The following is an 18270-nucleotide window of genomic DNA, read 5'->3' as shown; positions in this document are numbered from 1 at the left end:
AATTTGGATCTCAGGACACTTTTTACCCTTTTCCACACCACCTTTTCTGTCTTTGTCCGCCTTTCGTGTTATAATAAACCTATGGAAAATAAGAATAAGTTATTATTAATCGACGGTTCGTCCGTTGCTTTTCGCGCTTTTTTTGCGCTCTATAATCAAATCGACCGTTTCAAGAGCCCGTCTGGCCTGCATACTAATGCTATTTATGGCTTTCACCTCATGCTCAATCATCTCTTGGAGCGTGTGCAGCCGACCCATATCCTGGTAGCTTTTGATGCTGGCAAGACGACCTTCCGGACCGAGATGTACGCCGACTATAAGGCTGGTCGGGCCAAGACACCGGATGAATTTCGTGAGCAACTTCCCTTTATCCGAGAAATGCTGCAGCACTTGGGCATTCACTACTACGATTTGGCTCAGTACGAGGCTGATGACATCATCGGGACTTTAGACAAGATGGCTGAAAAGACCCCTGTCCCTTACGATGTAATCATTGTCAGTGGAGATAAGGACCTGATTCAGCTGACGGATGACAATACCATGGTGGAGATTTCCAAGAAAGGTGTGGCCGAATTCGAAGAGTTTACCCCAGCCTACCTCATGGAAAAGATGGGCATCACACCCGAGCAGTTCATCGACCTTAAGGCGCTGATGGGGGACAAGTCGGATAATATCCCTGGCGTGACCAAGATTGGCGAGAAGACTGGTCTCAAGCTCCTCTTGGAGTATGGCTCTTTGGAAAATCTCTATGAAAACATTGACCAGCTCAAGGCTTCCAAGATGAAGGAAAATCTGATCAACGACAAGGACAAGGCCTTCTTATCTAAAACCCTAGCCACCATCAATACTCAGGCTCCGATTAAAATCGGGCTGGATGATTTGGTTTACAACGGTCCACAGGTAGAGGCACTGAGCAAGTTCTACGACGAGATGGGCTTCAAGCAGCTCAAGGCTCAGCTAGGAACTGGTCAGGAACCAGTAGAAGTCAAACCAATTGAATTTACCAAAGTGACTGAGGTCACAGAGGATATGCTTGCATCGGAGCAATTTTTCTATTTTGAAATCTTGGGTGACAACTACCACAAGGAAGAGATTGTTGGTCTTGCCTGGGGCGATAACAGTCAGATTTATGTCGGCACCAGAGATTTACTGCAGCAACCTCTCTTTCGGGAATTTTTGGCAAAAACAGCTCTAAAAACCTACGACCTCAAGCGGACCAAGGTACTGCTCAGTCATTACGGCATTGAACTGCCAGCAGCGTCTTTTGATGCGCGTCTAGCCAAATATCTGCTTTCGACGGTCGAGGATAATGAGCTGGCAACCATTGCTCGACTTTACGGTCAAACGATTTTACCGACGGATGATGACGTGTATGGCAAGGGAGCCAAGCGCGCTCTGCCGGAGCAAGAGCTGCTCTTTGAGCATCTAGCTCGTAAGGTCCAAGTACTGCTGGAAACAGAAGAGCCAATGCAAGAACAGCTCCGTTCCCACGACCAGCTGGATTTGTTGCTTGAAATGGAGCAGCCGCTGGCCTTTGTCTTAGCCAAGATGGAGATTGCGGGAATCAAGGTTGAGCGGGAAACCCTGCAAGGTATGCAGGCGGAAAATGAAAAGACGCTGGAAAGTCTGACCCAGGAGATTTATGATCTGGCTGGTCAGGAGTTCAATATCAACTCACCTAAACAGCTGGGAACTATTCTCTTTGAGGATATGGGGCTGCCGCTGGAGTACACCAAAAAGACCAAGACAGGCTACTCGACAGCGGTTGACGTGCTGGAGCGTTTAGCACCGATTGCACCGATTGTGTCTAAGATTCTGGAATACCGTCAAATCAGCAAACTCCAGTCTACTTATATCATCGGCCTACAGGAGGCGATAGTGGCTGACGGTAAGATTCACACTCGCTATGTTCAGGATCTGACTCAGACTGGACGCCTATCCTCGGTTGATCCGAACTTGCAGAATATCCCCGTTCGCTTGGAGCAGGGGCGTCTCATTCGCAAGGCTTTTGTGCCGGAATGGGGAGACAGTGTGCTACTCAGCTCGGATTATTCCCAGATTGAGCTACGGGTGCTGGCTCACATTTCTAAGGACGAGCATTTGATAGCTGCCTTTCGGCATGGAGAAGACATCCACACGGCTACCGCTATGCGGGTCTTTGGTATTGAAAAGGCAGAGGATGTGACACCTAATGACCGCCGTAATGCCAAGGCTGTCAACTTCGGAGTAGTTTATGGAATTTCCGACTTCGGACTGGCTAATAATTTGGGAATTTCCCGCAAGGCTGCAAAGGACTATATTGAGACTTATTTTGAGCGTTTCCCTGGCATCAAGAATTATATGGAAACCATCGTCCGCGAAGCGCGTGATAAGGGCTATGTAGAGACCATTTACCATCGTCGTCGCTCCTTGCCAGACATCAATTCCCGCAACTTTAACATCCGAAATTTTGCGGAGCGCACAGCCATTAACAGCCCCATCCAAGGCTCCGCCGCAGATATTCTCAAAGTCGCTATGATTAATCTGGACCGAGCTCTGACAGAGAAGAATTTCAAGTCTCGCATGCTCTTGCAGGTACACGATGAAATCGTACTGGAAGTGCCAAATGACGAACTAACAGCTGTCCGCCAACTGGTCAAAGAAACCATGGAAGCCGCGATTGAGCTAGCAGTTCCACTAGTGGCTGATGAAAATGCCGGCCAAACTTGGTACGAGGCGAAATAAGATATCAAGGGCGTGAAACACAAAGTGAAAATAGAAAGCTGACACAGCATTCGATGAATGCGAGGAAGCTTATCTTTTTCACACAGTGTTTAGCCCGGATTCAGTTAAGATACAAATATCCAGCTTTATTATGAATGAGGAGGAAACCTATGACTTATCATTTTCAAAATCCTAGCGACGGGATTATCAAGCATTATCTGGAAAACAGCAAGGTGATTGCCGTTGTCGGTCTGTCTGACCGTGAGGAAACAACCAGTAACCGTGTGTCCAAGGAGATGCAAGCGCGGGGCTATCGGATTATCCCGGTAAATCCGCGGGCCGCGGGCAGTCAGATTTTTGGTGAAACAGTTTATGCCAGTCTCAAAGATATTCCTTTCCCAGTGGATCTTGTCGATGTTTACCGTCGTAGCGAGTTTTTGCCAGATGTGGCGCGTGATTTTCTGGAAGCAGACGCCAAGATTTTCTGGGCTCAGTTGGGCTTGGAGAGTGAGGAGGCTGAGCAGATTTTGCGGACAGCCGGTCGGGACGACATTGTCATGGACCGCTGCATTAAGCGCGAGCATACTCGCTTGATTCTAGGCGAATAAGATGGCCAAGTTAGTTATCATTCGTGGAAATTCCGGCTCTGGCAAGTCTAGTTTAGCCAGGAAACTGCAGACTCACTACGGCCGAGGAACTCTCTTGATTGCGCAGGATACGATTAGACGGGATATGCTCAAGGAAAAGGTTGAGCCGGGAAATTTGTCTCTTGACCTGACGGAAACATTGGCACGATTCGGCTACGAACATGATTTGCTGGTTCTGGTAGAAGGGTTTTATGAGACAGACATTTACGGACAGATGCTCGAGCGACTGCGGAATTTGTTTGGTTCTCAAACTCTAGCATATTACTATGATTTGACTTTTGAGGAAACAGCACGTCGCCATCAGACCAGGGGCGAGCGATCTGACTTCTCCCCAGCTGACATGAAGCGCTGGTGGAAAGACCGAGATTTCTTAGGCTGGCAAGAAGAATCGCTCTTTAGGAATGAAGATTCTTTAGAGGTAGCCTTTGAGCGGATTGTTCGGGATTTGAATAGAGAAAAAGGTTGAGATTTGAGCTCAACCTTTTGTAATACAGTAATGAATGGCCAATCAACTCAGCTTTCTCTCTTCCTTCAGTTTTTCATAAAAGAGCACCCGAGCTGTTGTGATGTACGGATAGGCCACGACTCCAGCTATTCCCAGGGTAATACCGATCAGGATATACCAACCGATAAAGCTCAGATCCAGCAAGAAGCGTTTCCACTTATAGCCTTTCATCATGCGTCTGCTTTGCGTAATGATTTGCCAAGGACCTTGGTAAGTGCCTGTACTCAGTTGATCATAAAGGATGAAGTCGGTCTGAGAGTAAGCGTAGTTGGCAATCAGGAATACTGCCGTACCAGCCAAGACGATAAGAGTACCGAGAAACATCATCGGGGCATAGCTGACGATTTGCTCTACCTCAGGACTATCAGTCGTCAATCGGGACAAATCTGAGATTTTTTCATAAATAGCCAGTACCTTGTAACTGCTGAAGACAAGAAAGAAGGAACCAACGAGGCTGATGGAATTCCACAACAAGAGGAGAATGCTCTTAGTCAGCTGTGTGATAAAAATCGGTGAAAAAAGCTCTGCGGAAAACACTCGGCGAATATCAGCAAGACCAACCGTATCGCGTTTTTTTCGGACAACTTCTATCATGCTAAAGCTAGCCGATAAAAAGAGCAGGGCGATGACAAATTCCACGATTTGTGGGAAAATCTGGCGACCAAAAATCACAACAAAGGCCTGATTGACTTCCAACTGGGGAATAATCTCCTCCAGATGACGGTTGGGAGATAGATAGGTAGATAAAATGGTTACCAGAGTTGGAATAGCAAAGAGCGAGAAAATGCCATTGGTTTGATTTCGGATAGTGCGTGCCTGGGCACGGATTTCGCTTAAATTCATACAGACCTCCATTTCATGATTTTTATTATACCACATATCGTGACAGACGAGACTTTTTTTGGTAAAATCATACGGTATCTTATGAGCGCTTGTCGCTTATTTTATAGAAGAAAATAGCTGGGACTGTTTTTCCCAGCATCGGAGGTAAAAATGTCAGATTCACCGATTCAGTATCGTTTGATTAAAAAAGAAAAGCACACAGGTGCTCGCTTGGGAGAGATTATCACACCTCATGGCACCTTTCCAACACCTATGTTTATGCCGGTCGGCACTCAGGCTACGGTCAAGACTCAGTCTCCTGAGGAGCTCAAGCAAATGGGCTCTGGTATCATCTTGGCCAATACCTACCACCTCTGGCTGCGGCCGGGTGATGAGCTGATTGCCCGTGCAGGTGGCCTGCACAAGTTCATGAACTGGGACCAGCCTATTCTGACCGATAGTGGTGGTTTTCAGGTTTATTCTCTAGCTGACAGCCGCAACATCACAGAAGAAGGAGTGACTTTCAAAAACCACCTCAATGGTTCTAAGATGTTCCTGTCGCCAGAAAAAACCATCTCTATTCAGAACAATCTGGGCAGCGACATCATGATGTCCTTTGATGAGTGCCCGCAGTTCTACCAGCCTTATGACTATGTCAAGAAGTCCATCGAGCGGACTAGCCGTTGGGCAGAGCGTGGACTCAAGGCCCACACTCGGCTACACGACCAAGGTCTCTTTGGTATTGTTCAGGGTGCTGGATTTGAAGATTTGCGTCGTCAGTCTGCCCAGGATTTAGTCAGCATGGATTTCCCAGGCTACTCTATCGGAGGTCTGGCTGTCGGAGAGTCTCACGAGGAGATGAATGCGGTGCTGGATTTCACAACGCCCTTGCTGCCTGAAAATAAGCCTCGCTATCTCATGGGAGTTGGAGCGCCAGATAGCTTGATTGACGGTGTTATCCGCGGGGTGGATATGTTTGACTGCGTTCTGCCGACTCGGATTGCCCGAAACGGTACCTGTATGACTAGCGAAGGGCGTCTGGTTGTTAAAAATGCCCAGTTTGAGGAAGATTTTACGCCGCTGGATCACGACTGTGATTGCTACACTTGTACAAACTACACGCGCGCCTATATCCGCCACCTACTCAAGGCTGATGAAACCTTTGGTCTCCGCTTGACCAGCTATCACAACCTCTACTTCTTGGTAAATCTCATGAAGAAGGTTCGTCAAGCTATTATGGATGATAATCTGTTGGAATTCCGCGAAGACTTTGTTGAGCGCTACGGCTACAATCGCTCCAAGAGAAATTTCTAAGAGTCTTCATTGAAAGGAAGAAGTATGCCTGATGACGGAGAATTGTTGGAAAGCTTAGTGGCCGCCTACCTGTCAGATGGTCGAAAGCACGCTCTGTGAATTTTCTCATCAGCCAAACTGGAGAGAACTTTAAAATCGATAAAAGAAGCAATGGACTTGGGAAATAAAATTCCAGGTCTTTTGGTTTTTTGGCCTATTTTTTGGTAAAATAGATTTTATAGCAACGTTGCTAAATGCAGCAATTAACAGAATTTTTGGCTTGCTTGACTCAGCAGTGATCTAGGCTTGCGGGAGTTGGTCGGTCTGCAGCAGTAGTGAAAAGGATGTAGGAGAAATATGCGTATCAAATGGTTTTCAATGGTTCGAGTGACAGGCTTATTGCTGGTTCTCTTGTATCACTTTTTTCAAAAATTATTTCCCGGGGGATTTCTCGGTGTTGATGTCTTTTTCACCTTTTCAGGTTTTCTGATTACAGCGCTCTTGATTGATGAGTTTTCTCAGAGTAAAAAAATAGAGCTTCTAGCCTTCTTTCGCCGGCGTTTTTATCGGATTGTTCCCCCTGTCATTGTCATGGTATTGGTGGTCATGCCCTTTACCTTTTTGATTCGACGGGATTTTGTGTCTGGTATCGGAACGCAGATTGCGGCAGTCATGGGCTTTGTGACCAATTTTTACGAAATGATGACGGGTGGAAGCTACGAGGCTCAGTTTGTTCCACATTTATTTGTACATAACTGGAGTCTGGCTGTAGAGGTTCATTATTATCTACTTTGGGGACTGGCTGTTTGGTTCCTAGCCAAATATTGCAAAACAGCCGGTCAGCTGAGGGGCAGTATCTTTTTGCTGTCTTCGTTGAGCTTGCTGATCAGCTTTCTCAGTATGTTTATTGGCGGTCTTTTAGGACTCAGTTTTTCGGGGCTTTATTTCTCGACCTGGACTCACATTTATCCCTTTTTTGTCGGTAGTATTCTAGCGACCTTGACCGGTATCAAGCAGTCGACAGGCCTGTTAAAGAAAGTGATTCGCTCTTGGTCTTTGCGAGAAGCTTGTCTGGTCTTTGCGGTGGGAGCGGGTCTCTTAGTCGTGATGATGCTTTGGGTCAAGTTTGATTCGCTTTTTACCTATTTATTTGGCTTTCTTTTGGCCAGTTTGTCAGCGGCGGCTATGATATTGGCCACGCGGGTCTTGCATGAGAAAACTCCAAACCTAAAAGAACCGCTGGTTTTAACAGTGATTGCTGATACGAGTTATGGAGTCTATCTTTTCCACTGGCCTTTCTACACAATTTTTTCACAACTGATGGGCAATCTGCCTGCGGTGATGTTAACAAGTCTTCTTTCCCTTGCTTTTGCCGGCCTGTCCTTTTATGTTATTGAGCCAATCATTGCTGGGAAATCCCCTGCTTTTCTCGGTTGGGACTTGCATTTTCCGCAGTTGAAAAAGGTCTTGGCAATCAGTTCGGTAGTCTTGTTTCTCATCAGCCTGTTGGCTATCGGACTCGCTCCGAAGATTGGGGCGTTTGAGATAGATATGCTAGTCAATGGCCTTCATCAGGCAGATACTAAGCTAAATCAGACTAAAAATCTTGCAGAAAAAGGAGAAGCCAGTAAATACAATATTGCAGATGGTGTGACGATTATTGGTGATTCCGTGACCTTGCGGGCTAGCACCCCGCTTAAGGAAGTTCTGCCAGATGCACAAGTCGATGCCCAAGGCAGTCGCAACACAGCTCAGGCTCGTGAAATTCTGAGCAATAATGCTGCAGCTGGCGGCTTGCTCAAGACCGTCGTGGTAGCAACCGGTGTTAATATTGTCTTTAACTACGAAGAAGAACTGAATGAGTTGGTCAAGGCCCTACCGAAGGGACACCGGCTTATTCTGGTAACTCCTTACGATGGTAACTCAGACAAATATGACAATCCTGTCGCCGAAAAGCATGCACAATATGCCAGAGAGTTGGCCAAGAAATATGCTTACGTCACCATTGCCGACTGGAACGCTGCTGCCAAGGAGCATCCAGAAATCTGGGTGGGTAGTGATCATATCCACTTTGGAGAAGATGCAGACACGATTGCTGCGGGTGGTCGGCTCTATGCGCAGCAAATCCAAAAGGCTGTCGCAAAAGCAGCAGATGGACCTGTAAAGCACAAATAAGTTCCTGAGGCATGGGGGCGTCATCCTTGCGGTTAAAAAATCTATACAAGTCCTTTAACTAAGCCAGTAGGAAACAAACTGACTTTAAGAATGGAAGGGTTAGTTTGTCTTCTTACCAAGTAATTCTACCTACTTTTATATCAAGAAAAAATGATTTGTAAAAATCAAGCCTCATGTTAAATGAGACTTGATTTTTTGTGTTTATCGTTACGACTAATAGGGTTTTCAATTTCCACTTTCTTGATTTTCCATAGGATGATAAAAGATCAATAAGAAAAGGGAACGTTTTCAAATAAAAAATTAAAAAAACTTGCTCAAATGTACGTTTGTCAATGATGTGAGACCAAACGAAAGTTATCAAAAAACTTGATATGGTATTCGAGTCTGGGACAAAAAGATTTTCGTTTTAGAAATTCTTTATTATCTACTATAAATTTAATGAAAAAACTGAAATTAAAACGAACAAAGATGGACTTCGAAACTTTGAAAATCCATCTTTGTTCGTTTTTTATACCTTCTACAAGAGTTTTGTCCCAGACTCGTTTTTCTTATTTCGATAGGTGACATCCAGTTTAAAGTTTGCATAGGCAATCGATTGGATTTGTAGAGATAGCGCTCCATCTGTTTGATGAGATCGTCATAGGAATAGAACTGGAGATGTTTGTAGAATCGTTTATTGTCATTGCGATGGCTTCGTTCTACCTTGCCATTGTGTCGAGGTGTTCGAGGTTTGATACACTTATGCTCAATCCCCAACTCCTCACAAAGAAGGTCAAGCGGATGGGCTTGCTTGGTCTCTCTAAAGTGTGTAAATTCAACACCATTATCTGTTTGCAGGATTTTGGGCTGATAACCAAAATGACGAATAGCCAATTTCAAAAATTGAACTGTAGAATGAGAGCTTTGCTCCTTAAAAGGATAGATAAATCGCTCTCTGGAAGCTTCGTCGATGACAGTATACTGATAGAATTTATCAGGGATAGAGCCGGTGTAACAGTGTTTTGGGACATATTTGACATCCATTTGCCACTTCACTCCGATTTCGGTCGGCGTATGGTAGGGTTTTGGTTTGTAGGTTTTTTTCTTTTCTTTAGGAGCTTTGAAGAAGCCTAATTTTCTCAGGATACGAAAGAGGGAGCAAGGATGTCTGTGGTATCCTTTGTTTGTTTTGAGTTTGTAGAAGATTTCAATCAGAGTAGCCTTAGGATTGCGGCGGATACACTGTTTGATCCAATTGATTTCTTCATTGGTGTGACTATTTGGATGAGGGGTCAGAGGGCGATGGGATTTGTCACATAGAGATTCTTTGCTTCCATCAAACCGTTTATTCCAACGCATAAGAGAGGCTTTTGAGATTTTGTATCTCCGACAGATAAAGGCGACAGAGGTACCGTTGCGATAGGTTTTGACAGCGTGATAGCGTGTATCCAAAGTATGTGGCAGGTAGCGGATGTTTTGTGGTATACTATTCATGAGAAGACTCCTTTTTTGATGGTTGTATCAGAACTAATCATATCAAGGTTTCTTCTTTTTTGGTACTCAGGTCTCACATCTATTGTAACGCTACAACCACATACATTTAACTTTTTTGACTTGCTTGTCTTAATTAAATAAACGTGCTACAATATAGTCAGAGTTATATTTATCAAGCTTTCACACTTGTATAAGTATGTAACACAACCAATGATTGAAAGTGTTCAGTGCGTAAGAAAGCGTTAACTTGTTTTAGTTGACTAACAGCATGAGGGGCTCTCGTTTGTTGGGATTTTCTTTTGGACTTCGTTAAATCAGGGTCCTAGAGGGAATAGCATGACTTCCATACATAAATAAATTTCATAAAGAGCTGTTTTATGAAATGTTTTAATATATATATATTAAATTTCGTCCGGAATGTGAAATAAACTTAGAAAAGGAGAGGCAATGAAGAAAAAAGGCAGTATATTTTTAGTTCTGATTCTGCTTATGAACACAATTTTACAAGGAGTGAGTGGTGCTTCTCTTGCCTTCGCACAAGAACAGACCAGCCCGTCTTCTGCTCTAGTAAGTAATCCTGCTGAAACTGCCAAAAAAGAAGACTCGGGAAGTTCTAGTAGTGAAACTCAGAAAAGCACTGTCAACGAGAGTCAGGAAACCCCTAGTAGTTCTAGTCAAGAAAGTAGCAGCTCAACGAGTCAAACAACTTCAGCTACGGCTACATCAGAAGATGATGACGATGCATTACCACCAGGCCCTCCTCCTACACCGACGGCAACAGTTCCAAATGTCACGATAAAGCCAAATACAAAGACAGCTTATCGTACAGATGAACAGATTACCACTTATGTGGATATTGATGGAACTAGTTTAACCTCAGATTTAGAAGGACCTTATCTAGATATTGAAATGCCAACCACTCTATATCCGGGCGGTAAGGTGCTAAACACAGATGCTTATCTAGATAACTTTACGGTTCCGACCGAAGGTATCCCTCTAATCAAAAGCGCAGAAAAAGTAGTGGAAAACGGGAAGACGATTTATCGTATTCGTTTCAATTCCATTACATCAACAACCAAGATTAGCATACCTTATGTTTTTAGCTTTACAGATGGATTAGTTCCAAAAGACTATAAGCTACAACCAAAGGTTACTCTTAAGGATAAGAATGGTACAGTTTTATATACAGGCGATGATAAGGAGTATACTCCAACTTATCCAAATATGAACCTAACAAAGGTAGTTGCTACTAGTAGCGAAGATGGTCAGCTTCTCTACGGAGGGACAGCTAAGATCGGAGATCCGACTAGGATTTCTGAAACAGGCGCAGAGCCTATACCGTTCAGTTTCACCTATCAAGTACAGGCAAATTCAGGTCAGCAGCGAATGATGAAAGAAGTCGTCATCAAGGACAAGCTACCGACTTATATGAATAGTCATGGTCAGTTAGTTACTGCTAAATTTGACCAAGCCCTTAATCCTGATTGGACCTACGATAGTAGTACTGGTACAGCGACCTATACAAAGGAATTCTTAGAAAGTGAATTTGATACGGACTTCCGTCACAATATTGATGTCAGCAAGGCTACATTGTACCTGTCTTTTCCTGATGCTAAGTACAAAGACGGTAACAGCAAACCTAATTTTACAAATCAGGCAGAAATCACTGCAACTCCTTTTAACCCGTCAGCAAATGAAGAATATAAAAATAGTGACGACATAACTTTTAACCTCATTGCAGATGATTTCAGTGGTACAGGGATTCTTTCCAAGAGGACAGAACACCAGACGGTGCAACACGATGTAGCTGGACTTTACGCACAGCGACTAGACTATACAGTCAAGGTAGAAAATAAGCTATCAAAACCCCTTCAAGAGATTACTTTGGTTGAGGACGCCAGCAAGTTTGATTCAAGACTGTATTTCACTAGTGTTGATTCTTTCTTTGAAAGACAAGGCTCAAATAGTAAACCTATCAATGACAAGATGGAAATACGTGCCTATAAGAGCGATGGAACTTATGACACTTTTGCTCCGGGGGATCAAATTAATAAGGATGCACAAGACGAACTAAATACTGCGGCTGAAAAGATCCGAAATGGTGAGTTAACGGAAGCAGCAGTACCGGCGGTTACTCCAAAATATACTAAAATAACCATCCACTTTATTAAGGGCTATGAATTACCAGTTGGAAAGTACATTGATGGTTTCGTCTATATGGCTTTTAAAGACCCTTATCATGTTCCTTATTCTGCTGCAAAGGATATAAAAAATGTGGTCGGCCTTAAAGCTAAAGTGAAAAACTCTCAAAATAAAGATGTTCCAATTAATATATCCGATGAATGGAACAAACAGTTTGTACCATTTGTAGAAAAGATTGGTCTATCAAAGAATACAGATGGACAAACTTCAGGTATTGAGGGAGAATCAGTCTTCTTCCTATTGGGATTGAATTTTGAACAGCTTTCTAAAGCACGCTACCTAAAGAATCCAACGCTTGTTGATCTTCTTCCTAAGGGGGTTAGTATTGCACCAGGTGTAGACAAAACAAACGCGGAAGATATGCTCGAAGCAATCGGGATAGCAAATCTGGACATGATTGATAAATTTTCAGTCATTGAAAACTACAATGGTAGTGGTCGGACAGCAATCAAAATCAAATTAAAATCAGGTCTGGTAAAAGACTTAAATAACGGGACAGGTTATGCTTTCAAACTAAAGGGATTAAAAATCAATAGTGACATTATCCCTAGTAAGGCAGAGACCCCAACTTTCAATAACACGAATGAACTTTATTTCTACCAAGACAATGGTCAACCGTTCCCAGATGCCATTCATTCCGATTCAAACCAGATTGTGGATGACGAAAGAGACATCAATATGAATGGTGACACTAAGGACAAGGTCGTAAAGGCTACTTCAAAGGTTATAGGGAATGTAACAGAAAGTCTGCAGAGTGTTAAGATGATCCGTAGCACAGAACCACTGGTTGAAGGTGGGCATCAATATTATGGTCGAGACTTCAGTAAAGACGGTATTGAAACAGAGTACGGTGGGTTAACTTCCACTTCGGGACATTTCCAATATGACCTGCAAGTGCGAAATTACTACGATCGTGATCTGACAAGAGTAGAAATCTACGATGTTCTTCCTCATGTTGGAGACAGCGATCGAACGACAGCGGGTGGTGCCGAATCTGCCTTTTCAAACACCTTGACAGGCCCAATCACTGTGAAAGTCGGTGATGAAGATAAGACGGCAGATTTTGATATTTACTATCGAACGGATAAATATCCCACCATGAATGCTGACACAGAGGTAAATAGTTCACATTGGACAATGAATCCAGGCGACTACGAAAAAGTAACAGCAATCAAGATTGTTTCTAAACCAACAACGGTCATTCATAAGTACACCATTTTGCATGCAATTCTAAATATGAAAGCTCCGGCTTATGACAAGGATAATAATATTGGTGGCAAGACGGCTGTTAATACTTTCCAAGTAAAATACAATAACGATCCCCGATTTGGTGAATCTAATGTAGTTACCAATAAAGTCAACAAGCGGATTACCATTCCGGTTGAGAAGAAGTGGCGTGACTCTGAAACAACACATTCTAAAATAACGGCACAGCTCTACGCTACTTGGAAGGAAGATGGTGTTGTAAAAGAAGAGCTTAAAGAAGAAAAAGAGCTCTCTGGAAGCAATAACTGGAAAGATACCTTTAGTCCACTACCAGATGAAGAATCTGCCGCTGAATTATTACAAAAAGAAGCAGCAGAGAAGAAAATCACCGACTTTAAGTACGTGGTCAGGGAAAAGGAGATTCCGCCTGAATATGATGTCGATTACAGTGGTGACGCTCAGAATGGCTTTGTCATCACCAACACGAGGTATCCGCCAATCAAGATCCAGAAACTCTGGTATGACAAGGACGGCAATCAGATTACAAATGACCAGCTACCGAAGAAACTAGAGGTTAAGTTGTACCGGACAACGGACGGGCAAACTCAAAATGGAGAGCTTGTTGAGACGATTCAGTTAGAGCGGACTGCAACTGCTCCATATCTCTGGGAATCTACAAAACACTACCCACCTAAGGACAAAACCACCGGTAAGTACTACACCTACTACATTGAAGAGGTTGTTCCAAAGTATTATTTGGAAATCAGTAAGGCGTCTGAAAAGAAAGTAACCTTTACGGATGCAAATATCGGAGAAACAGCAACTTTGACGGTGAAGAACAAGGTGAACCCGACTTATCCAAATACGGGTGGCTCAGGTATCCTACCATATATCTTGATGGGAACTTTAACATTAACATTGGCAGTAATTTTACATTATATGCAAAAAAATAGAAAGGCTTTTTAGGAGGCAACACAATGAAAAACGTAAAACGATATTTCCTCTCGTTTTTAGCAGCTCTTAGTATCGTGCTTTTAGCATTTGGAGCAGATAAAACTTTTGCGACTACGGAAGAAACATATGACATCGTCTTGACTAAGGTTAAAATGGCGAACTTAACTGATTGGCCAAAACAAACTGGTGCAGATGGTACAGAATATACAGGGCAACAGTTAAACATCCAAAATTATTTTGGTGCAGGTTCAGAGACACTACCAGGCGTTTGGTTTGAAGTTCACAAATATGATGACAGCAAGGCGGACAAAGTCGGTGAACTTGTAGCAGGACAAGAAGGACAAACTGATGCAAATGGTCAAATTACCTTTAAGGATTTACCAGCTGGCAAGTATATGATTGTTGAAAACAAAGAAAAATCAGAATTGTCATCGCAAGAACAACTTGCAGAATCTGCTGCGGTTCCAATGGAAATTGAGTTACCAGTCTTTAAGGCTACAGGTGGATGGTACACAACTGGTACTGACGCTGTTCATGTTTATCCAAAGAATACCGTTGACAAACCAAGCATTGATAAAGTTGTAAACGATCATGATAAACACGATACTGCAACTATTGGTGTAAAGAAGACCTTTAAGGTAACTTCTAAAATGCCTAAAGGAATTGCAGATTATAAAGTCTTGACCTTTACCGATAAGATGTCAGCAGGTTTGACTTATAAAGGCAATCTTGTTGTTAAAAAAGGAAATGATGTAGTTCCTACAACTGACTATGAAACAACTGGAACTTCTCCGGTTGATACAAAGGCTGGTACAATAAGTGTTGCTTTTAAAGAAACATTTATTAAGTCTTTGAAAGCTAATGATGTTATCACTATTACCTATGATACTGTTATCAACGAAGATGCAGTTATGGGTGAAGCTAATAAGAATGATGTTAAAGTTACTTACGGTACAAATCCTAATGTGACAAAAGAAGAAAAACCTAGTGAAACTCCTGAACTTCACACAGGTGGTGCTAAGTTTATTAAAAACGATAAAAATAGTACCCCTCTTGCAGGAGCTATCTTTGAATTGCAAGATAAAAATGGTCAATCAATCAAATGGACTGCTGACTTAATCAAAGCGAATAAAGCTGCTATTGACGCTGGGAAGTTCTCTACTAGTGGAACAACAGTTGCAGCGACTAGCTCTACAGTGCAACCAACAGCAGGTCAACCAATCTACTTGCTATCAGCAACTGATGGAACATTTGAAATCAAGGGTCTAGCTTACGGTTCTGCTAATAAAGCGCATGACGCTACTGATGCTGAAACAGTATACCAAATCAAAGAAACGAAAGCACCTCAAGATTACGCTTTATTGCAACAAGTAATTATGTTTACCGTTTCACATGATAGCTATTCAAATGCTAACAAACTTGTTACTGTTGTCAACAACAAGGTAACAATTCCACAAACAGGTGGTATCGGTTCAGCTCTCGTGATTGCAGCCGGTGTCTTGGTTGTTGGTTTAGGTTTCATTGCGAAACGTCGTTCAGCTAAGTAATAAAATGAAGAAGTAAGGACAATCCTTACCTCTTCACTAGGGTATTTAAAACAGTTAAATATCCTAGTGAGGAGTACAAGTACTATGTTTTAGGAGGATACTATGACAAGAAAAAGAATATTGAGTAGTCTGCTATCCATACTTACGGCCATTGTTATTTTGGTAGCTTTGCGGCCATTTACAACCGTCTCATCTCAGGAAAATCAAGCCTCGTCAGATGCAACCTACGATATTGTCTTAACCTTGGTTAAGTTAAAAGATTTGAATGGTTGGCCTAAAGGTGGAGGAAAAGATAGTTATTCTGGACAACCTTTAGACATTGAGAATTATTTTGGTAGTGAGGCCTCAACCATTGATGGCGTTGCCTTTGATATTCACAAGGATAAGGCGGATGGAGAGCTTGTTCAAACAAAGATAACTGAAAATGGTGGTCGTCTCATCTTTAGCGCTTTGAAGGCAGGTAAGTACTATATTGTTGTCAATAAAGAAAAATCAAAGTTAGCAGGAAATCAGACGTTGGGTGATGCGACACCAGTTCCATTAGAAGTGGAATTGCCTGTGACAAAACCCGATGGCAGCTATTTCACGGTAGGAAATGACGCCGTTCATGTCTATCCCAAGCAAGTTTTAAAACAGAGAGAAGACAAGACGAGTTTTAAAGTTCGGAAAGAATGGAAAGGTAAAAAGCTAAACAGTATCACTGTTCATCTTAAACAAAATGGGAAAGTCATTGATGAAATTGAGTTGAATGACAGTAATAACTGGGAACATACCTTTATGAACTTGGAAAAAGCAGATGCGACAGGGAAAGACTACACCTACACAGCTGAAGAAGATGTTCCTAACGGCTATACAGCGACTTATAAAAACATGGCAGATAAAACTGGCACTGTGATTACCAATACACTGGTGCCACCGACTACGCCAAGAACACCGATTATCAAAACGGGAACCTTAGCCATTTATTGGTTTTTAGGAATTGCCGTTGTCTTAATCGGACTAGGATATAAGCTTTATAAAAGCGAGAAAAAACACTGATTCATCAGTGTTTTTTTATGATATTCCATAGTCGCTTGGTGAAAAAGAGAAAAATCGCTGTTCCGACAATCACAATCAAATAAGGGGCAAGCCTTTGTAATTTGAAATCAAGTTTGATATGTTGGTTGCTAACAAAGGAAATCAAGGGATTAGCAGATACGTTTTGCTTTTTTTCACTATCTGAAACAACTCTTTTTGCATTGACAAGGAGCCGTTTGTCATAGCTTGGTTCGTTCACACAGGTCATGAGCGTGACCATATCCTCGTTTTCAATCGGTTTGAGTTTTTCGCTTTCGTATTCATCGATGACCTCGCTATCGGTCACTTCGTATTCTAGATTTTTCCCAAGAATGTCGAAATAAATTCTATCTCCCTTTTTGAGGAAGGGGAGGAAGTAGAAAGACATGCCATTATAATTAATTCTATGTCCTGCAATAATCGGTCGCTGTCCTTTTATACCCAAGGGGGCAGATGTTCCGACGAGGGTCGCTACTCCCTTTAGGAGTTTATCATAGTCGGCGTCAAGATAGAGGTCGAAATGTTGTCCTAAAGCAGGAATGCTCATGCGTCCCGCAACTTGATTGGTATCTAGCAGATCTGAGTAGGGCGTTTTTTGCATGGGATCAGTATCTTTTTTTGTTAGGAAAATATCTTGGATAGCTCCGGTGACGGTGGTTTGTTCCACAGCTGCTCGTTGTTTTTGGAATGTTTTTTCGCTAGTCTGCTGATAGGTGCGCTGGGCCTTGGATTGCCAGATGTCCTCTTTAATCATAGATAAAAAAGGAAAGAGGAAGAGCGCAATTCCAATTAACAGGATGCTCAGCCCAAGTAATTGTTTTTTCTTTTTCATGAAAGTGATGTTTCTTTTCCTTTCTTTCTTAACATTTTAAAGAGCAGATAGCCTATGAGTAGGAGGATGAGTCCGGCAGCAAGAAGGATAAACCATTTGTATTGGGCAAAAAAGTCAATCTTTGTTTTTTTCTTCTTTTCAGCTTCGTGGAAAGGAATACGCTTGCCTTGAACGAGTAGGCGATGAGAATTAATCATATAAGGCGTGCAAGTCAAAAGAGTGGCACGATCCTCGCCTTCTTTAACCAGTATTGGTTTGAAATCAGTGGGCTCAACAGTTAAAATCTTATCTACCTGATAAGCCAAGGTTTCCTTGATATTGGTGATGTAAAAGACATCTCCGACCTTTACCTTATCCAAGTCGGTGAAAAGTCTGGCTGTGGGAAGTCCTCTGTGGGCGGTGATGACCGTATGGGTGCTAACTCCACCGACAGGGAGGCTGGTTCCTTCTAAGTGTCCTGCCCCGTTTTGCAAGACATTCTCAGATGACCCTGCCCGAATGGGAATTTTTTGATTGATAGAAGGGATAGTGACATAGCCAATTTTTTCTTGCAGTTGCAACATGCGAGCATATTCGGCTACGCCTTCCTCTTTTTTCCTGCTTGAGAAAGGATCTCCTATTTTTTCTGGGGACAAGGTGCTGTTATAGGCTTTGGCGAGTTCAATACGATTTTCAACATCTTGGTCAACTAATTTACCTTTCTCGTCGTCAAATTGCTTTGTCTCTTGCATAGTCACATATTGGTAATAAATCTGACTGACAAAGGGATAACAGATCATCAAGCAACCCAAAATGGTAAGTATTTTATAGGTTAGTTGTAGCCATTTTTGGTTTTTCTTTTTTCTTGTCATGATA

At 42.6% G+C, this 18270-nt stretch carries 11 protein-coding genes and 1 pseudogene; 8 read left to right on the top strand and 4 right to left on the bottom strand.

All coding sequences use genetic code 11. From position 1 onward, the window contains the following. The first annotated feature begins 81 nt into the window (after positions 1 to 81). The 3 genes from polA (at position 82) to FZ952_RS04750 (ending at position 3816) form a co-directional block, all read left to right on the top strand. On the top strand, positions 82 to 2724 hold the full coding sequence (polA, locus tag FZ952_RS04760) for a DNA polymerase I (RefSeq protein WP_148880794.1): 2643 nt from the start codon (positions 82 to 84) through the stop codon (positions 2722 to 2724). Positions 2725 to 2873: 149 nt separating this feature from the next. After that, positions 2874 to 3311, top strand: coding sequence for a CoA-binding protein (locus FZ952_RS04755; RefSeq protein ID WP_148880793.1), 438 nt, complete (start codon positions 2874 to 2876; stop codon positions 3309 to 3311). Between the two features lies 1 nt (position 3312). Continuing rightward, complete coding sequence (locus FZ952_RS04750; RefSeq protein ID WP_148880792.1) at positions 3313 to 3816, top strand: kinase; 504 nt, start codon at positions 3313 to 3315, stop codon at positions 3814 to 3816. A gap of 42 nt (positions 3817 to 3858) precedes the next feature. On the opposite strand, the gene FZ952_RS04745 is transcribed toward FZ952_RS04750, so the two are convergent. Further along, a complete protein-coding gene (locus FZ952_RS04745; protein ID WP_037616441.1) occupies positions 3859 to 4698 on the bottom strand; it encodes a DUF975 family protein in 840 nt (279 codons plus the stop codon). Positions 4699 to 4848: 150 nt separating this feature from the next. Between FZ952_RS04745 and tgt the strand changes: the two genes are divergently transcribed. Together tgt and FZ952_RS04735 are read left to right on the top strand one after the other, a co-directional pair. After that, positions 4849 to 5991 (top strand): tRNA guanosine(34) transglycosylase Tgt, encoded by a 1143-nt coding sequence (gene tgt / locus FZ952_RS04740; RefSeq protein ID WP_148880791.1) that lies wholly within the window; start codon positions 4849 to 4851, stop codon positions 5989 to 5991. Positions 5992 to 6327: 336 nt separating this feature from the next. Further along, the gene (locus tag FZ952_RS04735; RefSeq protein WP_148880790.1) at positions 6328 to 8145 is read left to right on the top strand and encodes an acyltransferase family protein; all 1818 of its coding nucleotides are present in this window, start codon (positions 6328 to 6330) and stop codon (positions 8143 to 8145) included. Between the two features lie 522 nt (positions 8146 to 8667). Here FZ952_RS04735 and FZ952_RS04730 read toward each other — a convergent pair. Next, positions 8668 to 9618 (bottom strand): annotated as a pseudogene (locus FZ952_RS04730) (DDE-type integrase/transposase/recombinase); the annotation flags it as partial. Between the two features lie 447 nt (positions 9619 to 10065). Here FZ952_RS04730 and FZ952_RS04725 point away from each other — a divergent pair. The 3 genes from FZ952_RS04725 to FZ952_RS04715 all read left to right on the top strand — a co-directional run bounded on the left by FZ952_RS04725 (position 10066) and on the right by FZ952_RS04715 (position 16565). Further along, positions 10066 to 13992, top strand: a complete 3927-nt coding sequence (locus tag FZ952_RS04725; protein WP_148880789.1) for a Cna B-type domain-containing protein — start codon at positions 10066 to 10068, stop codon at positions 13990 to 13992. An 11-nt stretch (positions 13993 to 14003) separates the two neighbouring features. Then, on the top strand, positions 14004 to 15527 hold the full coding sequence (locus FZ952_RS04720; RefSeq protein WP_148880788.1) for a SpaH/EbpB family LPXTG-anchored major pilin: 1524 nt from the start codon (positions 14004 to 14006) through the stop codon (positions 15525 to 15527). A gap of 102 nt (positions 15528 to 15629) precedes the next feature. Further along, positions 15630 to 16565, top strand: coding sequence for a Cna B-type domain-containing protein (locus tag FZ952_RS04715; protein ID WP_148880787.1), 936 nt, complete (start codon positions 15630 to 15632; stop codon positions 16563 to 16565). 4 nt (positions 16566 to 16569) lie between these two features. On the opposite strand, the gene FZ952_RS04710 is transcribed toward FZ952_RS04715, so the two are convergent. Then, positions 16570 to 17415: a class C sortase gene (locus tag FZ952_RS04710; protein ID WP_148880786.1), complete on the bottom strand. Its 846-nt coding sequence runs from the start codon at positions 17413 to 17415 to the stop codon at positions 16570 to 16572. Further along, positions 17412 to 18266, bottom strand: coding sequence for a class C sortase (locus FZ952_RS04705; protein ID WP_148880785.1), 855 nt, complete (start codon positions 18264 to 18266; stop codon positions 17412 to 17414). Before FZ952_RS04705 ends, FZ952_RS04710 begins: the two co-directional genes overlap by 4 nt. Between the last annotated feature and the right edge of the window lie 4 nt (positions 18267 to 18270).

The sequence above is a fragment of the Streptococcus sp. Marseille-P7376 genome (assembly GCF_902460385.1).
In the GTDB taxonomy this organism is placed as follows: domain Bacteria; phylum Bacillota; class Bacilli; order Lactobacillales; family Streptococcaceae; genus Streptococcus; species Streptococcus sinensis.
The sequence above is the reverse complement of the archived record's forward strand: the minus strand, read 5'-3'. Positions and strand labels throughout refer to the sequence as shown.

Coding starts and splice junctions, on each gene's coding strand:
- polA (WP_148880794.1), top strand. CDS start 82: ATGGAAAATAAGAATAAGTTATTATTAATCGACGGTTCGTCCGTTGCT.
- FZ952_RS04755 (WP_148880793.1), top strand. CDS start 2,874: ATGACTTATCATTTTCAAAATCCTAGCGACGGGATTATCAAGCATTAT.
- FZ952_RS04750 (WP_148880792.1), top strand. CDS start 3,313: ATGGCCAAGTTAGTTATCATTCGTGGAAATTCCGGCTCTGGCAAGTCT.
- FZ952_RS04745 (WP_037616441.1), bottom strand. CDS start 4,698: ATGAATTTAAGCGAAATCCGTGCCCAGGCACGCACTATCCGAAATCAA.
- tgt (WP_148880791.1), top strand. CDS start 4,849: ATGTCAGATTCACCGATTCAGTATCGTTTGATTAAAAAAGAAAAGCAC.
- FZ952_RS04735 (WP_148880790.1), top strand. CDS start 6,328: ATGCGTATCAAATGGTTTTCAATGGTTCGAGTGACAGGCTTATTGCTG.
- FZ952_RS04725 (WP_148880789.1), top strand. CDS start 10,066: ATGAAGAAAAAAGGCAGTATATTTTTAGTTCTGATTCTGCTTATGAAC.
- FZ952_RS04720 (WP_148880788.1), top strand. CDS start 14,004: ATGAAAAACGTAAAACGATATTTCCTCTCGTTTTTAGCAGCTCTTAGT.
- FZ952_RS04715 (WP_148880787.1), top strand. CDS start 15,630: ATGACAAGAAAAAGAATATTGAGTAGTCTGCTATCCATACTTACGGCC.
- FZ952_RS04710 (WP_148880786.1), bottom strand. CDS start 17,415: ATGAAAAAGAAAAAACAATTACTTGGGCTGAGCATCCTGTTAATTGGA.
- FZ952_RS04705 (WP_148880785.1), bottom strand. CDS start 18,266: ATGACAAGAAAAAAGAAAAACCAAAAATGGCTACAACTAACCTATAAA.